Raw genomic sequence first — 18,892 nt, forward strand, 5'->3', positions numbered from 1 at the left:
GAAGCTACTTATGACCGATAATTTAACCATTTATAAGCAAATTTATCCAAGCCAATGCACCAAGATTGCTGAGCTTGGCTACCGCTCCGTGCTCAATATTCGTCCTGATGCCGAGACAGAAACGCAGCCCAATAGCGGCGACTTTACCAGTGCGACGGCAAAAGCCAACCTTACTTATCATCATTTACCGTTTGATGATGAGCGTTTGAGCATGGCGACTGTCGAGCAGTTTGCGGCGTTTTATCGCTCGATGCCTAAACCGATATTGATGTTTTGCGGGACAGGTGCACGTGCTAAATTGTTATATCAAAGCGCATTGATGCAAGGTTTGTTGTAAAAACCGCTATACCTTATTGAAATATTTTAATCCAAGCGCAAAAGTTTCGTTTTTACGCTAAAAAATAAAAAGGAGCTCTTATGAGCCATCAAATTAGTATTACCGGACAAATCACCCCTGATCAAGTACCTATGATTGCTGAAAATGGTTTTAAAACCATTATTAACAACCGTCCAGATGGTGAAGAGCCGAACCAACCGACCAGCGCTGAGATTGAAGCTGCTGCTAAAAAAGCAGGGCTTGCTTATAAAGAAGTGTCTTTCGCTGGTAGTGAGCTTAATCAAAACCATGTCGAAGAATTTGCTGGTTTCTTTAATCAAGCTGAACAGCCAATGCTAATTTTTTGCCGTACTGGCAACCGCTCAACAGGTATTTATGAAGCGGCAAAGCGTATGGATTTATTAGACGACTGATAGTGGTTTAAATATAATTACTACTTCTGAAAAAACGCCCGTCCAAATTTTGGAGGGGCGTTTTTTATTGGAATTACTAAACTATAGACTGGTTAATTTTTAATATTGAGCACATAATAAAATACTACTTATACAGCTCAATAGGATTTTATGATGCAAAAACCGCTACTCATCATCGGCAATAAAAACTATTCGTCATGGTCATTACGAGCTTGGCTATTACTCAAAGCTTTCAATATTGACTTTGACGAGCAACTGATTGAGCTGTTTCATCCATCCGCGACAGCCATTCTCGATGAGCATGCGCCAACAGGCAAAGTGCCAGTTTTAGTCTATGGTCAAGATGATGAAAAAGTCACGGTCTGGGATACTTTAGCGATTGCCATTCATGCCAATGATTATTTGGCAGAATTAGATCTTTGGACAGGATTGAAGAAGTCTGATACTGATGCTAAGAGTGATACTAGCACCAGAATAAATAGCGCCTATTGCCAAAGTATCGTCGCTGAGATGCACTCAGGTTTAACAGGCATTCGTAGTGAGATGCCGATGAATATTCGAGCGACGGCGAAGATACAACCAAGTAACGCATGCTTAAATGATATCGCTCGGATAGAAGATATTTTTGCGGATTGTTTAAAAAATCGCGCAACAGACAGCTACTTGTTTGGCTCATTTACAGCTGCCGATGCTTTTTTCGCACCAGTTATTCTACGTTTGCAAACGTATGCCGATGCCTCTGGCATAGTATTGAAATCAACGACCAAACAGTATTGTGAGACGATATTAAACGATCCTTATCTACAGGCTTGGCGAGAGGCAGCACTTGAAGAAACTCGCGTAATTAAAGAAGATGAAGCAGGTGAGATACTGTCGGTGGTTGGGGTGTTGGCTGATTAAAAGTGAATCATTGGAAACGAGCTTAGTAGTTATCTTTTAAAGGATAATCATTAGGCTCTATATAACCTTTGTCTTTTTGATAATGAATACGATAAACAAAATCAGCATATACCTTACCTTTTGTCCGCCCATTGATGGTTAGTTCCAAAGGATAAAACCCATTGACTACCCTACTGCTATCAACAGTAAAAGTAGCTTTGACATCATCACACTCTGACATATCGTCTTCGCATTTCCCCGCATTTTCGTTATTAAAATTAATACCTATCCAACTCTGTGTAATACCGCTGCCACTAGGTGTCAATATGACAAGACTATCACTGTAATAACCTTGATGCGTATCACCATGCTCATTTATAAAGCCCCACGTATTTGTCGCAAACTGTTCTAAATCCCAATCACCTAAACCAAGACCATTACTGCCTGCATTCATATAAGGATTGGCCGACTCAACTTGCCAGCCTTCACCCTTAGGCTTTAAAACAAACATACCGACTAAACCACTATCGGCATGACCACGTAAAACTTCTTCACCATCTTCATCAAAGCCAACATCACCTGTAATTAATATATATAAGCGTTTACCTTTATCCGTCTCTATGACCTTTTGCCTATCAATATCTATGCAATAGCCCGTCATATAAGGCCCTTTAGTTAAACCATTCACAGAACCAGAAGGTGCAATGACACCATGACACTGTAATGCTTCGTTATAAAGCGGATAGTACTGCTTGAGGATATCTATCACGCTATCAACAGCAGAGGCTGTACCGCATATTAATGTGACTGTAATAAGGAACGTTAGTTTTCTTAAGCTGAGTAATCCTAAATTAGATTTGAACATCTTAAATACTTCCTTTGAAGCTCTCAAAATTTTTATCGTTCATTTTTATGAAACACGAATATAGTTATGAATATGAATCAAAAGCTTACATCTTTCATTGGATAATCATTAGGTACTTGATACCCTAATCGGGGCTGATACTTAATAAGATAGACTTGATTTTTATATACCTTATCATCTTCAAAACCGTTTAGAGTAATCTCTAATGGATAAAAACCATTAATTATCGTCTTTTTATCAACGCCTAGCTTAGCCTTTAAAAGTGTACAAGTACTGGCATCAGGGTTGCTACAGCCTCCTGCTGACCCAGATCCTCCATTAGAATGTTCATACTTGGCTTCTACCCAGCTTCTTCTAATATTACTCTTGTCTGGCGTAAGTAACACAAAAGCCGAGCCTGAATGAACCCAATGCGAATCACTATGAATGTTAATAAATCCCCATTTATCAGGGGCAACTTGTATCAGCTTCCAGTCTTTTAGACCTTTACCAGAAGCACCTGCATTCATCGCTGGATTGGCAGATTCTACTTCCCAGCCTGAACCTTGTGGCTTTAGAACAAACATGCCTACTAGACCAGAAAATACGTGTGCTCCATACGCTTCGCTACCGTCTTCATTAAAACCGATATCGCCAATGACCGATATATATAGCCTTGTACCCTGCTTGGCTTGTACCTTTAATTGTCTATCAATTTTAATACAGTAACCGTTTTGATAAAGTGTGCCTTCGCCATCTGATGAACCGTTATTAGCCATAATACCTCGACACTGCTTAGCCTCATTATAGATAGGATAGTATTCATTCAGAATCTCATTGACCGTTTGCCCTGCATAAGCATTGGTTACACTAAATATAAACGATATAAAAACCAGACATTTAACCCAATGATTATTTTTGCGAACTGCATATTTATTTTTCACTATTAAGGCTCTCATAAAATATTAACGAACATAAGTTAATTGATAAATTTTTACAAGTAGTATATCAGCACCCATAAAAAAACCACCTCAAAAGAGGTGGCTTGTTAGACTAAATTTAGCGTGAAATAACTTACTGCATAACCAAGTATTCAAACGCTGATAATGCCGCTTTGCTACCTTCACCCATCGCAATATTAATTTGCTTAAATGGCACAGTGGTCACGTCACCACAAGCAAAGATACCTTTACGATCAGTACGGCAGCGCTCATCAATCTCAATCTCGCCAAAACGGTTCAAATCAACAAAGCCTTTAACAAACGCAGAGTTCGGTACTAGACCAATCTGTACAAACACCCCTGCCAAGTCACGCTCATGAGTATCACCTGTACTGCGATCTTGATAAACGATCGAAGTCACTTTACCATCAGTCGCTTTAATTTCTTGCGTCGCTGCGCCAGTGATAAATTCGATATTATCTTTCTCTTTGGCTTTGTTAATCAATACCTGATCCGCTTTTAAATCATCCGCGAACTCAAGCACGGTCACATGCTTCACGATACCAGCAAGATCTAATGCCGCTTCGATACCAGAGTTACCACCACCGACGACAGCAATGTCTTTACCCTTAAAGAATGGGCCATCACAGTGAGCACAGAAAGCCACGCCTTTACCGATGTTTTCTTCTTCACCTGGAACACCAAGCTTACGCCACTGAGCACCCGTCGCTAAGATAATACTGCGTGTCTCAAACGTCTCACCCGTATTTAGATGAATGCGATAGTTTTCATCTTCTGTCTCACTAATTTCTTTGACGCTGACGTGCTCTTTTAAAGTAATATCGTATTCGCGTAAATGTTTTTCAAAGTTCGCTGATAGCTCAGTACCCGTGGTTAAAGGCACAGAAATCAAGTTTTCGATATCCTGCGTGTCTTTCACCTGTCCGCCGATACGATCAGCAACCATCGTCACTTTTAAGCCTTTACGCGCGGTATAAATCGCAGCGGCAACGCCAGCTGGACCTGCACCAATAATCGTCACATCTTGCTGCTCTAACTGCTCAGCATCGTCATCAGCTTCTGCTAACAAGTCAGGAAATTGCTCTTGCAACTTTCCAATCAATTTGGCCGTGTCAATGAGACCATTGGCAAACGGTTTACCATTTAAGAATACCGCTGGTACACCTTGGATGTTATTAGCATCAACCTGCTCTTGGAATAGAGCACCATCAATCATCTCGTTGCTAATACCATCGTTCAATAGTGCAAACTGGTTGAGCGCTTGTACCACTTCTGGGCAACTGTGGCAAGATAGCGACACGTAAGTTTGAAACTGTAGTGGCTTATTAAAACGCTTAATCAGCTTTTGAATACTTTCATCCAATTTTAGCGTATGACCACCGGCTTGCAAAATAGCCAAAATCAGCGAGGTAAATTCATGACCACCGGGGATACCACTAAAAACAATACCCGTATCGGTCAATGCACCATCGACATGACTGACTACTTTAAAGCTAATTGGACTTGGTAAGCTATCATCAGTTGCTGTTGCATCAAAATTGATTTTATCTGTGGTGCCAGCGATTTTAGTCAAAAAATCAATCAACTCAGCACGTTTACTATGTTCGCCACTACCCAATACAAAGGTAATTGGACGAGTCATTTTTTCGCTGTAACCTTTGATGGCATCTAATAAACTTTTATCTATCATGTTTGTTCCTCATCATTACTGGATATGTAACGGCAACTGTCATGTTGCTCGTTCAAATATAGACTATTTGGTATTAATAATTTTATCTAAAATATTATAGGCCATAAGTTTATGCCCTTTGATGTCTCTATTATCATAGGTTCTGAGGGTTTCGGCAAGCTGAGAAACTCAAACCTTATGTTTTACAAAACCAATCATTAATTATTATTTTAAATTAAATTTCAATACATATCTAAATTATTCTCGTGGTAACAAGGCTGTTTTTTCGCTACAATCAAATGAGGTTAATAGGAAAAACTCTTATTTCCCTCGTTGCAGATTGTCTTTTATGCAAGTTTATCAAAGAAGCTTTCTGCTACTATTAGGTCTTATCCATATTGAGCTAAATAGTGTTTTGGCTTAATAAAATCAAGTCTCAAAATCATAGCAATTCATCAAAACAATCTTACGACCATGCGCGGATGCTTACTACAAGCTTGCGCTTCATAACAAGGATGACAACATGAGAAAGACTGATACATGGCAAGATAACAAAGACATTATTGCTGAGCTTAAGCTAAAAGACAGTCATTTTGCGACGATCTTTGATGAGCATACCCAGCTAGATCAGCAGATTAATCAGTTGGATAAAAACTTGGTGACACACACCAGTCGCGATGAAGAAATTGAACTGATGAAACGACGAAAACTGCATTTAAAAGATGAGATTTATAAGATAATTGATAAAAATAAACTACAATCTCATGCTTAGCGCTTCACTTATTATCACGATGCATGAATAAAAACACTTATTGATAAATGACATAAAAAGACCCCATCAACTTATGCTGATGGGGTCTTCATTTATAATGCTGATTTAACTCAAAGTAGGATATACAGCACTACAAATATCTAAAGTATTGAGCCAGTTCGTTAAATCAAGAGTTAGATTTTACCAACAAGATCAAGACTTGGTTTTAATGTTTCTTGACCAGCTTCCCAAGCGGCAGGGCAAACTTCGCCATCGTTTTCACGAACATATTGAGCTGCTTTCACTTTACGTAGCATGTCTTTTGCACTACGGCCAATACCACCAGCATGAATCTCAGCAACTTGAATCAAGCCGTCTGGATCAACTAGGAATGTACCGCGTTCAGCCAAACCTGCTTCTTCGATCATGACGTTAAAGCCACGAGTGATACGGCCAGTAGGATCGCCGATCATTGGGTATTGTACTTTACCGATAGCTTCTGAAGAATCATGCCATGCTTTATGCGTGAAATGAGTATCAGTAGATACTGAGTATACTTCTACGCCCAAACCTTTAAGCTCGTCGTAATGAGCCGCCATGTCTTCAAGTTCAGTTGGGCAAACAAAGGTAAAGTCAGCTGGGTAGAATAAAAAGATTGCCCAGTTACCTTTTACATCTTCTGAAGTGATGGTTTTGAATTCACCATTAACGTACGCATCAGCTGAAAATTCTGGGATTTCTTGATTGATAATAGACGCCATGATTGGCTCCTTTATAGTTAATTAATAGTTAAGTTGATTGAAATTTCTTGGTATGATTGTTTCTATTAAGCCTTTACTGCTTTGGGCCACCTGACAAACTATACGCGAATTCTATCGTTAATCCAGTTAAAAGTTTTTAATGTGATGTTTTGTTTTATTAAACTTGTTAAACTATTCTCTCTACTTTTTATCATCAGTGCATTATCCATCAGCCACTATAGAGCATGCGTCAGTCACTATACAGCCGTTAGGTTACGTTAAGATGACATCGAGTTTGGATATCGAATTGTTACACCAAATGAATCAGCATAATATATCACGTTAAAAACCCATTAATAGAGAGGTTTTATGATTACTTTACGTCAACTTGAGTTTGCTTTAGCAGTGGCCAAGCACCGTCACTTCAAACGTGCAGCAGAAGACTGTAATATCTCGCAATCAGCGCTGAGCTTGGGGATTGCCGAGTTAGAAAAGCAACTGGATACGCAGATTTTTGAGCGTAATAATAAGCAAGTATTGATTACCCCTATTGGTGAAGACATTTTAACACGGGCGCAACGAGTTTTTTCTGAAGTCAATGATTTGACCACACGCGCCCATAGCCATCAATCGCCGCTGGCGTATCCGATGACTGTCGGTATCATTCCAACGATTGCGCCTTATCTACTGCCAAAAGTCTTACCTGCCCTGCGAGCAAATTATCCAGAATTTCGTATGACCATCGTTGAGCAACAAACGGAGCGTTTGCTAGAGCAAGTGCGTTACGGTCATATTGATACCGCTATTATTGCGCTGCCTTATGCGGTCGATGGTTTGCACAGCTTTGAGTTTTGGAGCGAAGATTTCTTTGCCGTATTCCCAAAAGATGATGTGCATGCCAAGCTTGAAACCATCAACGCTGATGAGCTGGCTACCGCCAATCTTATGCTGCTCGGCGAAGGGCATTGCTTGACCGATCAAACCCTGTCTGTCTGTCATTTTGACCGTGCACAGATGAAATCAAGCTTTTCAGATGCCAGTCTGAATACCCTTATACAGATGGCACTTGCCAATATGGGGACGACATTGGTGCCAGAAATGGCATTGGATCAGCTGCATCTGCAGAACCAAAATGCCGTCGCGATACCACTCGCTGAGAAAGGGCCGCATCGTCATATTGCCTTTGTCACCCGTTTGAACTACGCCCGCGTCGATGATGTCAATTTATTGGGTAAAGTGTTTAAGCAAGCCTTTGAAGATGCTGCTAATAAAGAATAATGTGTTGGTTGTAAATTGCCAGCAGTTATCAAACGAATATTAACGATGGACGACTTGTCGCAACTAAATACTGAGCTTGGTACGATTTTTACGCAGCATTTATCCGCTATGAGTAGCCATATCACGCCAGAGCAAGTGAGCATACTTTGGCAGGATATCGCCATGCGTTATAACGAGCCGCAGCGTGCTTATCATAGCTTGCAGCATATTCAGCAGTTATTCGGGCATTTCGATCAGGTTAAAGATAATTTGCATGAGCCGCATATTATTGCGTTAGCACTGTTGTATCATGATGTGATATATGAGCCGACGCACTCAGATAACGAGCTTAAAAGTGCAGAATATGCAGTAGAGTCATTAACTGGTTATTTAAGTGCGGAGCAATGCCAACATATCTATGCGCTGATTATGATGACGGCTAGTCATCAAATTGAGAAATGGTCAGATGAGGCTAAAGAGAGAGGAAAATACAGCGATGCCGCTTATTTACTAGATATGGACTTAAGTATTTTAGGGGTATCTTGGTCGGTGTATGAACACTATGCTCACGCTGTACGCCAAGAGTATGCGCATGTCTCAGATGGTGATTATCGCGTCGGACGCATGGCAGTGTTAAAAGAATTACTGGCGCATCCAACGCTTTATCTGACGGATTATTACTATGCACGTTTAGAGAAGCAGGCTCGAAAAAATATTGAGCACGAAATTACGCTTTTACACGCATCTTAATAAACAGCTCACTGCCCTGCCGTGCAGGATGTGAATTATAGCTTGGCTCCATGATTTCAATATCAAAACACTGCTCAAAACGCCGCTGATATTCAGCTTTTGTACCGCCAAACGGTGGTTCTTCTCGTCCAAAGTCTTTATCAAAGAGCAAACCAATCAGCTTACCATTCGGTTTCAGTAACGCTGCCATCTGCTGCACATACTCGTCACGGCGTGATGGATTTATCGCACAAAAAAACGTCTGCTCAAGCACCCAATCAAACTGATACTGCTCAGGCGATAACTCAAAAAAGTCGGCACAGATTAAATGCTTAGCTGGAAAGCTAGGATAACGCTCAGCAAACGCTGCAATCGGTGCTGGGGCAAAATCAACCAAGGTGACATTGGTAAACCCTTGCTCATGTAAATAACCTACCTCGTAAGCATTACCCGCACCCGGCACTAGAATCGCTTGCTCTTTGGCAGATTCGGGCAGTTGGTCAATATAGGCTTTGAGCGGTGGCGATACCTGTCCCATGTCCCAACCGATACTGTCTTGCTCATAACGCTGCTGCCAAAATTCCGCTTGATTGACGTTTTCCATATGACATCCCTGTAGACAAACTTATTATTTAAACGACACGATTTATATCGTTATGTCTTATCATATCAGGCTTATTAGAGCGTGTCTCATTTTAAAGATGGTGATGAAAATGAGGACATGCCTTACGATTATGGATATTATTTAGATAAATCATTTAATCTAATTTTCCCGTCTTCCCTGCCAGCATATTATGCCAGTTCTGATAATCTGGCATCGCATTCGCTACCGTCTGCCAAAACTCCGCACTATGATTGGCATGGTGTAAATGACACAGCTCATGGACGATGACGTATTCTGTGCATTCAATAGGATAAGCAGGCAGATACACAGACAACCAAATTCGGCGCGCACGCGTGTTACAACTGCCCCAGCGCGTATGCATTTTTTTTAGGCGTATCTCATTGGCTGTCGCACCGACAATCGGTTGCCACTTTGCAAATAATGCAGGTATCGCTTCGGCGAGATGTTGCCGATAATAGGCAGGTTTTTCATCATGGTTTAGGGTGAATGATTGCTCTACACCCCACAATGGCAAGGTACTATCAGCAGTTAAAGCTTGCGCTAAAGGACGTTGTTGCCGTTTATACTGCTCTAATACTTGCGGATGGTTTGCTATCGCCCATGACACGCGTTTCATCACAGCCTGCGCAGCTTGGGCTGGGCTAATAAATAGTGGTACAGATACCAGTAATTGATGTGGCTTTAAGCGGAAATTGATATTTTTAACCCGCTTTTTGCTGATATGTAGCTCAATACCTGCTTGCGCCAAACAATGTTTAGCGCTGTCTAATAAAATAGACTGATATGCTGGCGGTACATTCATGCTCAGAGCGCTTGCAAGTGATTATCAAACGACATCATATGGTATTGACTGTCTTTAACGATAGCTTCATTTGTAGTGACGATGTCTGAGTTTGCTATAGATAAATCATTGACCGTTAATCTGGTCAATTGACCTTGCCCATCACTAACGATGAAAGCGGATTGATCATCATGATTGGCTGTATTATTAGTGCTTTGCAGTAAAAGCACTGCTGCACCTGCACAATCTGGCAGGCTAACGTCATTTATCAAGGTGCGAGTGTTTAAATCATAAATCGCTGCACAACCGCCAATCGGTGTTGTCACGCATAGTAGGTTACGCGCACTATCGACCGCTACACTGGCGATATACTGATGGAAGCGCTGCCATTGATTGTTGGGCATAATAAGAGGTTTAAAATCTGTATCACCGCGTTTATGGGTCAATACTAACGGCACATTGATATGTTTTTCACCTTGGAATTGAATACCTATCATCACCGTCCCATCGTCATGCATGGCTAGGTGACGCACGCTCATTTGATTGTGCTCAGGCATAATCTGCTCAAGTAAAGCGCCAGTATGACGATTAACGTAAACCAATGAAGGACGCATGCTGTCTAAATTGAGCTCTTCACGCGACGCTTGCTCGGTTTTGATACCGCCGTTAGCGATCACTAACGTCTCGCCATCAGGATGCATAATCAGCTCGTGCGGACCGATACCATGCGAGTCATACTCTGCTATTTTCTTATAAATATCATAAGCATCGTAGATACCGATTTTACCATCCAAACTTATGGTGTCATTCTCGGTCACATACAGCAACTTACCATCTAGGCTATAACAAGCGTGTCCATAAAAATGACGGTTGTTTGCAGCGTTAATGGCGAATTTTACTTCTCCAGTTGCTGTGTCTAATACCCAAAAATTTTCGCTCGGACGACGACCCATCACCACAACGTCACGACTGCTATGATTCTTCATCGTACTATCTTGATCACTAAGCACAGGCTGAACGACAATATCATGGACACGTTCAGGCATGGTCGTTTGCCAAACGATTTGTCTATCAGCGTCAATACCGACCACACCAAAATCATTGTCAGCACGCTGCTCATCATTTGCTAATGCGTTATTTTTTGGCATAGACGCCACGCCGCTAACCCAACAAATGGGTCGCGTCAGTACGGTGGTGGTATGTACCGCGCTAAAGTCAGCGATGCTATGATGGTTGGTATTATTCCTATCATCTAGCGATAAATAGTAAGCGTGTTGCCATGCAGTAGCGGCTTGCTGACAAGCGTAACTAAACCGTGCTAGCTGGGGTGTTGGTGTAGAGGTTAACGACTGCAACTGCGAACGTATGCCTACGACATAATCCTGCAAGCGGGCATCAGGCTGACGCTGCTTGCGATAACGATGATGAATACCGACAAGCGCTACGGTACCCATTATAGTAGAAAGCATCGTCAATGCTGATGTTGCCAGCAGCTCATTATTAGACTGCTTATCTTCTGGCTGCGGCTGTGATTTATTTGCTGTCTTAGTATCGATAGAGTGCATTTTTTAATCGCCATCAGTACTGTTAAAGCCCACACGGATACCCAGCGTCGGAATCAATTGGCGCTTAATAATACGTGTAATAGTCGTGAGGTGATCATACAGCTCTTGTTGAGTGGCTTTATCGGCAGTCCCTAAGTCTTCTGGCATTTGCGCTAATAGTGTGGTGGCATCAGCAAGCGCGGTCGATAAGTTATCCGCGACTTCATTTTCATTATTGCTGCCTAAGATAGCTGTCAAAACGGGATCTGTCAGTGCTTCATTCAATGTTGCCAATTTGGCATTGATAATGGCACGGCTTTGCTCTGCGGTAGCGGCTGGCAAATGACCTTTTGCCTTTCCTGTTAAGCCTAACGGTTGATCGATGGCATTAGACTTCATGGTCTCAACCAACGAGAGTAAAGAATTAAACCATTGATTCAATCCTTGATCGCTGTCAGCCGTTTTATCAATGGCTAATAGATTAGTGGCATTTTGCTGCCAGTTTTTCTCAATATCTTTTAGGCGCGTGCTCAAAGCACTGCTTGCACTCATCACATAAGCACATTGAGCAGCATCCAGACTGTCATTGGCATATAACGCTTCTTCTAATCCTGGCACCCCTTGCACGATGGCGCTCTCGTTAGCCAATTGCTCGGCGGTGAGCTTAGGATTGGCAGCGATTAGATCGGCAACGCCACTGTGTACCAGACCGCGCTCATCAGGATAGTAATTGATATATAAATTACTCATGCTGGCGGTCGCTGGACCAAAGTTAATCATCTCAGCGCCTGCCCATGCTTGTGCGAGCACTAGCCATTGATCGCGCAGTGCTTGCAGCTCATCACCGCTGACTGGTGCTTGCTGACAATGCTTTTGTGCCAAATCATGCAATAAATCACTCTGTTTTGCGGCATCCGCATAGGCTGGAATGACAATGTCATTTGCCACATGGGTCAAATAGGTCTTTTCAGTCTCGGCACTAATATCGACAGCGGTAATTTTATCTCCACTACTATCTTTTTCTGCTGCGCTTGTAGATGCCGCACTGTCTTGCGCAACTTTTTGGCTATCTACTTCTGGCGCTTTATTGTCATCAGCCGGTTTAACACAGCTGATCAGCAAGCCTGCGCTTAAGGCCGATAAGGCCATCGCTAAAGCATGGTTTATTTTCATAAATTTCTCAATATTATTATCAATAATGGTTTAAATTCTAATCTTTACAAGCTCTAGTCTCTAGTGTTTGATTGGGCGGATAACCTTATCAACACTTACTTATTTTCTCAGTTATTGCTCAGTCATTTAGCATAGATAAATGACCTTATCTCTATAATGACTGTAAGAACGCATTCAATTCAGAACGACCTTGTTTGTCGAGTTTGAGTACTTTTTGCTGTTGCTTCTGGGCTTCACCGCCGTGCCATAACACCGCTTCCATCAACGTACGGGCGCGACCATCATGCAAAAACGTTGCTTGTGGATCGACCGTTTGCGCCAGACCAATGCCCCATAAAGCAGGCGTACGCCATTCATAAGAATTCGCTAAAAACTCAACTTGGATATTTTTTGCGGGTAATTTCCCAGCAATCGTGCGATCGGCAAGATCATCACCCATGTCATGTAATAGTAAATCTGTATAAGGATAAATCACTTGTCCATGCTGCTCAAGATGGTCATCGTCGGTTTTTGGCAACTGATATCTTGGTGTATGGCAACTTTGGCAACCCATATCATAAAAGCGTTTTTTGCCCGCTAGCACTAGCGTATCGTCAGCATCACGCCGATGCGGTACTGCCAAATTGCGTGTATAAAACTCCACAAACTTAGCCACTTCATCATTGACTTCAACAGGCGGCTTGCCATCGCCTTGCTCATCAGCCCCAGTCGTCGCATTCATACAAGCCGTCTGTGTCGGCATACAGGATTCATGAGGACGTATATTTGAGGTCAAGCCCATGTCTTCATTAAAAGCACTTTGGTTTTGAGTAATCAGCTTGGTTTGCCCAGCTTTCCAGCCAAAGCGTCCAAGGGCATGCTTGCCAGTCTGTGGATCCATGACCCAATTGAACTTGCCACTGATATCGACATTCGTACTGTTTTTATTATCAACCGCTTGTTTTTTAATCGCTTCATCCGGTATTTGCTCAAGTAATCCAAGCCCAATCATCGGTAAAGCCACTCGCGGCGACACCATCAAATCATCATCAAATGCACCATAACCCGGTTTGGTTAAATTAAAGGTGGGCGCACGTAACGTCTCAACATGACCATCTGCAAAAGTAACGGGCTTGTCTGTCCACTGCACCGCAATTCTGGCTTCAGCAGGCACACCTTGGATACCTCGATCTTGTAACTGACCACCATACATAGGATGAACGACTTTTTCGATAAGTGAGTTTTGTAGTTGCTGACGCTGCTCATCGGTGGTTGCTGGCATCGCAAGGCGAATAAGCAAGCTATCGGCATCGTCATCACTGGTCATAGGCGCATGACCGCGACCGTCCTTGACATGGCACGATTGACAGGCAGCAACATTGAACAATGCGCCCAAACCATCACGGCTGTCAGTGCTGGCAGGGGCAATCACCCACGGTTGCCGAAAGAACGCATTACCAATAAAAAAATGCCCTTTCCGTGATGCCGTCAAGTTTGATGAAGGTTTAGAGTAACTCTCAGCGCTGCTAATACTAATACCAGTATCACCACCTTGCTTGACCTCTTGCGGATCAAAGCTTGCCAATTGCTGCATTGGTACGCCAGCGAGCGTTTCGATGGTTTGGAGGCGTTCAGGTGTTAGCGTTGGGTTGTCAGCATTATTAATGGCAGATTTTTCGTTTTCAGAAATATCATCAGACACACTGTCCGTCGGCTGACAAGCACTAAGGGATAGCACACATAGAATACCAAGCGTTGGCTTTAACAGGGTGGTTTTGCTGACAAAAGACGCATAAAAAGAGGCAGGGATTTTGGCTTTGAAAATATTTTTGGTGTTCATCGTGGTGTTCATAAAGAGTACCTTAGTTCTAATCTAGAACCATTAAAATCGCATGCTATAAAGTGTTTCACTTCTAGTCGATAAGGTACAGCAATGTAATGACGTACTGACCTATCAGGCTATTTTAATATGGTAAAAAAAACACGCCGCCAACGGTAGTCGACAACGTGTGTATTATACCTAAATTACTTTTCCATGAAAATAATTCTCATTAGCTTATAACGACTTGTCAGGCATTATCGATCAATACTATGTCAATTACTGCTATGTCAATCACTGCTATGCTTGCTGTTAAGCCAGTAGATTAATGAGCAATTAAAACTGCGAACCTGCGTCAGCATCTAAATTGTCAATACCGACCGCTTTTGCCGCATTTTCGATACCAGCTGTCAGCTCTTGTAAGCTAGTGATACTATTTTCAATCCAGCTACGACGGGTATTTTGCTCTTCAGCTGAAATCCCTTGTTTACTTACTTGACCAGCGGTGGCAATCATTTGATCAACTTTGATGCCTTCTTTTTCACCTTTTTCAACAATCACATTAAAGGCGGCTTCTACCTTAGCAAAGTCAGTCGCCAATTTATCAGCCGCTTCTTTGTTGTTCGTATCGACTAGATAGTTTTTAACACCATAGCCACCAACGCTCTTACCAGCGACTGTCTTATAGTTGCCGTTAAAGACATTTTGGATACCACGGGCATTGTTGGCATAGCTTAGATGGGTCAAATCACTGAAGCATTCGTGCTCATCTTCGGTAGAGCCCGTTACAAACGCAACCTGTATACGCTCAGAAGCAAGCTCACCCAATGCTAGGCTGCCCATCTGATACATGATTTGGCGTAGACCATTATCGTATTTGCGAGCCATCAGGTCGCTACGTAAGGTATTCTCACTCTCAGGCTGCCACTCAGCTTCCATTGCAGTCAAATCATCAACCAGTAATTGAGTCGCTGCTTTCAAGAACGCGCCACGACGCTCACATATACCAGCATCTTCATTGACCGTCTCACCGCTGGTACATTGACCTGCTTCAGTCACATAATCTGTCACTGGACGATTGCCTGCACCCTCGCCAACGCCGTTGTTATCTTGTCCCCACAGCATAAACTCAATCGCATGGTAGCCGGTCGTCACATTGGCTTCACTACCACCAATCTCATTCATTTCTGCTAATAGCTCAGGAGTGATAGTACTGGTATCTTGTTTGATACTACCGACCGTAATGCTATCGCTATTGATGATATTGTCTTGGCTATTGTATTCACCTTCATAGCCATCACTAACGTAATCAATCAACGCTTCATCAAGTGGCCAAGCATTTACCTGTCCTTCCCAACCATCGATACTGCCGAGTGCTCGTTTATCATTGGCTGTCACAAAACCTTCATCAAAACGGAAGATCTCAGTTTGCGAATACGGCTGGCGCGCGGCTTTATACGCCGCTTTTGCCGCATCAAGGTTTGCTTGGGTTGGTGTTGTCACATAGGTCTCTACTGCCGTTTGCAGGGCTTTAGCAGTATCTAGCGAATCTTTATAAGCCGCATGCGCCATGTTGGCATAGCTGATCATAAGTCTATCGGTATAAGCTTGATCAACCGCTGATAGTTTCGTCGTATCTGCAGCGGTTGTGTCTTGCACCGCTGTTTGCGTATCGGCGGTAGAGTCTGTGTCTTCCTTGGCTTGCTTGGTACAACCCGACACCATTAACAACCCTGCAAGCGCAGCAGCTAAAGTAGTTGGTAAAATCTTACGGCTCGTTACTGTGGTAATCGTCATACATATCCTCAAAAAGTATCTCAAAAGAAAAATGGGCTTTGAATAAAGAGCATTAGGGCGTATCCTCATTTTAAATAATGCTGATAAAAATGAGATAAATGACAGTCAAATGAGAAAAACAGCACACATAATATCAAGATATTGACCAGAATTTGATACTATTAGACAAAATTTAGCTATTTTTGGTCCATTTAGAAAAGCCTCAAATGAACTGACAACCTACCCTAGTATCGCCACAATAACAAAGCTTTGTAAATTATAGTGTTATTGATAATCATTATCAATATTTAATTAATATTAATATAACCATTTAGCTAACGATTGTTTTATAAATGAAAGCATCAGAAATATTCTATATTGATTCGAAGCTAACGGAATCCTGATACCTAAAATCATTTTTAATTTGAAATCTAAATATCAGGCATAAAAAAAGGCCAGTTTATCACTGACCTTTTTTAACACTATAATGACAGCTAAACCATCGTATGAATTAACGTACGTTGTTTGGCGCATTGATGGTTAATTCAACACGGCGGTTTTGCTGACGACCATACTCGGTGCTGTTATCAGCAACTGGACGAGACTCACCATAAGCGACGACATTGATACGGCTAGAAGCCACACCGCGTGCGCTTAAATAGTTCGCTACTGCGTAAGCACGATCGCGTGACAGTTTCATGTTATAAGCATCAGAACCTTTGCTATCAGTATGACCAGCAACCGTTATCGTGTTTTGGTTATATTCATTTAGCGTTGATGCAAGCTTATCAAGCGTTGGTCTAAATGATGGGTTTAAAGACGCATCATCAAATGAGAACGTGATGTTGCCTGGCATTACTAGGTCAATATTACCATTCGCATTTGGCGTAACGGTTACACCCGTACCGGCCATTTGCTGCTCAAGCTGCTTGGCTTGACGCTCCATGTAGTAACCAACACCAGCACCCAAAGCTGCGCCAATCGCGGCATCACGACCTGTGTTATCACCACCTGTTGCTTTTGAAATTGCGCCGCCGCCTAAAGCACCTGCCAATGTACCAATGGCAGTTTTGTTCAAGCGTTGTTGTCCAGTGTTTGGATCAGTAGCACAACCGCTAAGAGCTAGACCTGACGCTACTGCTGCAATCATTAATGTATTACGCATAATATTTCCTCTTAAGTTTAAAAAATTATAGACAAACAAAGTGTGCTTTTTATAAATATTTTCTGTTAATTCCATCTACATGCTTAATATACACTCGTCATTATTATGGCAATTACAATCTAATCATGTGTAATATTTTGTCACACCTGTGTATGAGAAGTGCAGAATGATTTAATGAGACTTTCACAGTGATTGGATACGTTGTGTTCTCACTTTTAACTATCCATTAGCGCAAGGTGTTATCACAAGTCACGTTTACACTCGTACACTCTGAACCGTTTCTGCTAAAATTGTGCAATAAAACTGGCAATGAATCATTTATATACTAATAAGACTGACCGAAAAGGATTTAGCATGCGATTGACATCTACTATTCGAAAAATACACGAACGCAACCCTAAATTAGGCAAAGCCATTTCACTTGCGACAGCGACTGGGGTTATTGCAGCCAACAGCTTCGGTGGTAGTATTCCCTTATGGTTAATGGGTGTCGGCAAAGTCATCACTGGTGCTCCTATCGCAGACAAAGCGGTCATCAAAATCGCGACTTATTGGATCAGTAGCAACAGTGCCTTGATCGATGACATGTTGCCACGTAAAGATTGGCGCATCAGCTTACCCGATGACGTTCACATCAATGGCAAATATTTGCTGGTCAGCAATCATCAGTCTTGGGTCGATACCAGTATCGTGCAGTACATTAGTGAAAAACGCTTGCCATTGACACGGTTTTTCACCAAATTTGAACTGATTTATATTCCGATTGTGGGCCAAGCCTTTTACTTTTTAGACTTCCCAATGATGCGTCGGCATTCTAAAGAAGCCGTCGCTAAAAACCCTGCTCTACAAGGCAAAGACATCGAAGAAGCCAAACGCGCCTGTGCCCTGTTAAAAGACAAACCTTTTACTTTGTTAAATTACTTAGAAGGCACGCGTTTCACCAAAGCCAAACATGCAAAGCAACAGTCTCCTTATACGCATTTATTGAAGCCACGGGCAGGCGGCCTATCTTTAGCCATTAACGCGCTAGGCGAAGACATCGATGGCATGCTAGATATGACAATCGTTTATCCTGATGGTGTGCCGAGTTATAGTGATTTGTGGAAAGGCAACATCAAGCGTTTGGGCGTCGATGTGCGTTATATTGAGATGCCTGATGCATTATTTAACGGTATTAAAAATGGTGGTTACGAAAATGATGACGCGGTAAAATCTCAAATGTTTGATTGGGTAGAGCAAATTTGGCAGCAAAAAGATCAGCGTATTACCGATATGTTGGCTGAGTTTGAAACAAACCCTAAAGCTCCGAGCGCTTAGAGACATCGTTAACAGAGCAACGGCATACAACAGTGAATTAATTTAAGTCGTTTTAAAACTACGATTGAGCGCTGTTGTTTAAAATGCTAATGCTAGATGTCAATTCGTAAATGCTAACTGTAAATCCCAACT

The 18,892-nt window shown here is 42.1% G+C and carries 18 protein-coding genes; 7 read left to right on the top strand and 11 right to left on the bottom strand.

All coding sequences use genetic code 11. From position 1 onward, the window contains the following. Positions 1–10 precede the first annotated feature (10 nt). From Q6344_12245 to Q6344_12255, 3 genes are all read left to right on the top strand, one after another. Positions 11–337: a sulfur transferase domain-containing protein gene (locus tag Q6344_12245; protein ID WLG13357.1), complete on the top strand. Its 327-nt coding sequence runs from the start codon at positions 11–13 to the stop codon at positions 335–337. Between the two features lie 80 nt (positions 338–417). Next, complete coding sequence (locus tag Q6344_12250) at positions 418–750, top strand: TIGR01244 family sulfur transferase (GenBank protein WLG13358.1); 333 nt, start codon at positions 418–420, stop codon at positions 748–750. Positions 751–903: 153 nt separating this feature from the next. After that, a complete protein-coding gene (locus Q6344_12255; protein ID WLG13359.1) occupies positions 904–1,650 on the top strand; it encodes a glutathione S-transferase family protein in 747 nt (248 codons plus the stop codon). Positions 1,651–1,672: 22 nt separating this feature from the next. On the opposite strand, the gene Q6344_12260 is transcribed toward Q6344_12255, so the two are convergent. The 3 genes from Q6344_12260 to ahpF all read right to left on the bottom strand — a co-directional run bounded on the left by Q6344_12260 (position 1,673) and on the right by ahpF (position 5,125). Beyond that, positions 1,673–2,494 (bottom strand): hypothetical protein, encoded by an 822-nt coding sequence (locus tag Q6344_12260; protein WLG13360.1) that lies wholly within the window; start codon positions 2,492–2,494, stop codon positions 1,673–1,675. Positions 2,495–2,571: 77 nt separating this feature from the next. Continuing rightward, positions 2,572–3,417: a hypothetical protein gene (locus Q6344_12265; GenBank protein WLG13361.1), complete on the bottom strand. Its 846-nt coding sequence runs from the start codon at positions 3,415–3,417 to the stop codon at positions 2,572–2,574. Positions 3,418–3,547: 130 nt separating this feature from the next. After that, positions 3,548–5,125, bottom strand: coding sequence for an alkyl hydroperoxide reductase subunit F (ahpF, locus tag Q6344_12270; GenBank protein WLG13362.1), 1,578 nt, complete (start codon positions 5,123–5,125; stop codon positions 3,548–3,550). Positions 5,126–5,627: 502 nt separating this feature from the next. Between ahpF and Q6344_12275 the strand changes: the two genes are divergently transcribed. Further along, positions 5,628–5,876: a DUF465 domain-containing protein gene (locus tag Q6344_12275; protein ID WLG13363.1), complete on the top strand. Its 249-nt coding sequence runs from the start codon at positions 5,628–5,630 to the stop codon at positions 5,874–5,876. A 173-nt stretch (positions 5,877–6,049) separates the two neighbouring features. On the opposite strand, the gene ahpC is transcribed toward Q6344_12275, so the two are convergent. Beyond that, on the bottom strand, positions 6,050–6,616 hold the full coding sequence (gene ahpC / locus Q6344_12280; GenBank protein WLG13364.1) for an alkyl hydroperoxide reductase subunit C: 567 nt from the start codon (positions 6,614–6,616) through the stop codon (positions 6,050–6,052). Between the two features lie 348 nt (positions 6,617–6,964). Between ahpC and Q6344_12285 the strand changes: the two genes are divergently transcribed. Continuing rightward, on the top strand, positions 6,965–7,873 hold the full coding sequence (locus Q6344_12285) for a hydrogen peroxide-inducible genes activator (GenBank protein WLG13365.1): 909 nt from the start codon (positions 6,965–6,967) through the stop codon (positions 7,871–7,873). A gap of 45 nt (positions 7,874–7,918) precedes the next feature. Further along, positions 7,919–8,602, top strand: coding sequence for a hypothetical protein (locus tag Q6344_12290; GenBank protein ID WLG13366.1), 684 nt, complete (start codon positions 7,919–7,921; stop codon positions 8,600–8,602). On the opposite strand, the gene Q6344_12295 is transcribed toward Q6344_12290, so the two are convergent. From Q6344_12295 to Q6344_12325, 7 genes are all read right to left on the bottom strand, one after another. Further along, positions 8,580–9,185 (bottom strand): methyltransferase domain-containing protein, encoded by a 606-nt coding sequence (locus Q6344_12295; protein WLG13367.1) that lies wholly within the window; start codon positions 9,183–9,185, stop codon positions 8,580–8,582. The genes Q6344_12290 and Q6344_12295 overlap by 23 nt on opposite strands. Before the next feature lie 154 nt (positions 9,186–9,339). Beyond that, positions 9,340–10,008 (bottom strand): DUF45 domain-containing protein, encoded by a 669-nt coding sequence (locus Q6344_12300; protein ID WLG13368.1) that lies wholly within the window; start codon positions 10,006–10,008, stop codon positions 9,340–9,342. Positions 10,009–10,010: 2 nt separating this feature from the next. Beyond that, positions 10,011–11,552 carry a DUF1513 domain-containing protein gene (locus tag Q6344_12305; GenBank protein ID WLG13369.1) on the bottom strand — a complete coding sequence of 514 codons (1,542 nt, stop codon included), beginning with the start codon at positions 11,550–11,552 and terminating at the stop codon, positions 10,011–10,013. A gap of 3 nt (positions 11,553–11,555) precedes the next feature. Further along, complete coding sequence (locus tag Q6344_12310; protein WLG13370.1) at positions 11,556–12,704, bottom strand: imelysin family protein; 1,149 nt, start codon at positions 12,702–12,704, stop codon at positions 11,556–11,558. Positions 12,705–12,855: 151 nt separating this feature from the next. Next, on the bottom strand, positions 12,856–14,523 hold the full coding sequence (locus tag Q6344_12315; protein WLG15215.1) for a di-heme oxidoredictase family protein: 1,668 nt from the start codon (positions 14,521–14,523) through the stop codon (positions 12,856–12,858). Between the two features lie 315 nt (positions 14,524–14,838). Continuing rightward, positions 14,839–16,299, bottom strand: a complete 1,461-nt coding sequence (locus Q6344_12320) for an imelysin family protein (protein WLG13371.1) — start codon at positions 16,297–16,299, stop codon at positions 14,839–14,841. Between the two features lie 490 nt (positions 16,300–16,789). Beyond that, positions 16,790–17,443, bottom strand: coding sequence for an OmpA family protein (locus tag Q6344_12325; protein WLG13372.1), 654 nt, complete (start codon positions 17,441–17,443; stop codon positions 16,790–16,792). Between the two features lie 354 nt (positions 17,444–17,797). Between Q6344_12325 and Q6344_12330 the strand changes: the two genes are divergently transcribed. Continuing rightward, positions 17,798–18,760, top strand: coding sequence for an acyltransferase (locus Q6344_12330; GenBank protein WLG13373.1), 963 nt, complete (start codon positions 17,798–17,800; stop codon positions 18,758–18,760). The last annotated feature ends 132 nt before the right edge of the window (positions 18,761–18,892 follow it).

This window comes from Psychrobacter cibarius, from assembly GCA_030686115.1.
Lineage (GTDB): Bacteria > Pseudomonadota > Gammaproteobacteria > Pseudomonadales > Moraxellaceae > Psychrobacter > Psychrobacter cibarius_C.

Excerpts from the sequence above, each read along its gene's own strand:
- Q6344_12245 (WLG13357.1), top strand. The coding sequence starts at position 11 with ATGACCGATAATTTAACCATTTATAAGCAAATTTATCCAAGCCAATGC.
- Q6344_12250 (WLG13358.1), top strand. The coding sequence starts at position 418 with ATGAGCCATCAAATTAGTATTACCGGACAAATCACCCCTGATCAAGTA.
- Q6344_12255 (WLG13359.1), top strand. The coding sequence starts at position 904 with ATGCAAAAACCGCTACTCATCATCGGCAATAAAAACTATTCGTCATGG.
- Q6344_12260 (WLG13360.1), bottom strand. The coding sequence starts at position 2,494 with ATGTTCAAATCTAATTTAGGATTACTCAGCTTAAGAAAACTAACGTTC.
- ahpF (WLG13362.1), bottom strand. The coding sequence starts at position 5,125 with ATGATAGATAAAAGTTTATTAGATGCCATCAAAGGTTACAGCGAAAAA.
- Q6344_12275 (WLG13363.1), top strand. The coding sequence starts at position 5,628 with ATGAGAAAGACTGATACATGGCAAGATAACAAAGACATTATTGCTGAG.
- ahpC (WLG13364.1), bottom strand. The coding sequence starts at position 6,616 with ATGGCGTCTATTATCAATCAAGAAATCCCAGAATTTTCAGCTGATGCG.
- Q6344_12285 (WLG13365.1), top strand. The coding sequence starts at position 6,965 with ATGATTACTTTACGTCAACTTGAGTTTGCTTTAGCAGTGGCCAAGCAC.
- Q6344_12290 (WLG13366.1), top strand. The coding sequence starts at position 7,919 with ATGGACGACTTGTCGCAACTAAATACTGAGCTTGGTACGATTTTTACG.
- Q6344_12295 (WLG13367.1), bottom strand. The coding sequence starts at position 9,185 with ATGGAAAACGTCAATCAAGCGGAATTTTGGCAGCAGCGTTATGAGCAA.
- Q6344_12300 (WLG13368.1), bottom strand. The coding sequence starts at position 10,008 with ATGAATGTACCGCCAGCATATCAGTCTATTTTATTAGACAGCGCTAAA.
- Q6344_12305 (WLG13369.1), bottom strand. The coding sequence starts at position 11,552 with ATGCACTCTATCGATACTAAGACAGCAAATAAATCACAGCCGCAGCCA.
- Q6344_12310 (WLG13370.1), bottom strand. The coding sequence starts at position 12,704 with ATGAAAATAAACCATGCTTTAGCGATGGCCTTATCGGCCTTAAGCGCA.
- Q6344_12315 (WLG15215.1), bottom strand. The coding sequence starts at position 14,523 with ATGAACACCAAAAATATTTTCAAAGCCAAAATCCCTGCCTCTTTTTAT.
- Q6344_12320 (WLG13371.1), bottom strand. The coding sequence starts at position 16,299 with ATGACGATTACCACAGTAACGAGCCGTAAGATTTTACCAACTACTTTA.
- Q6344_12325 (WLG13372.1), bottom strand. The coding sequence starts at position 17,443 with ATGCGTAATACATTAATGATTGCAGCAGTAGCGTCAGGTCTAGCTCTT.
- Q6344_12330 (WLG13373.1), top strand. The coding sequence starts at position 17,798 with ATGCGATTGACATCTACTATTCGAAAAATACACGAACGCAACCCTAAA.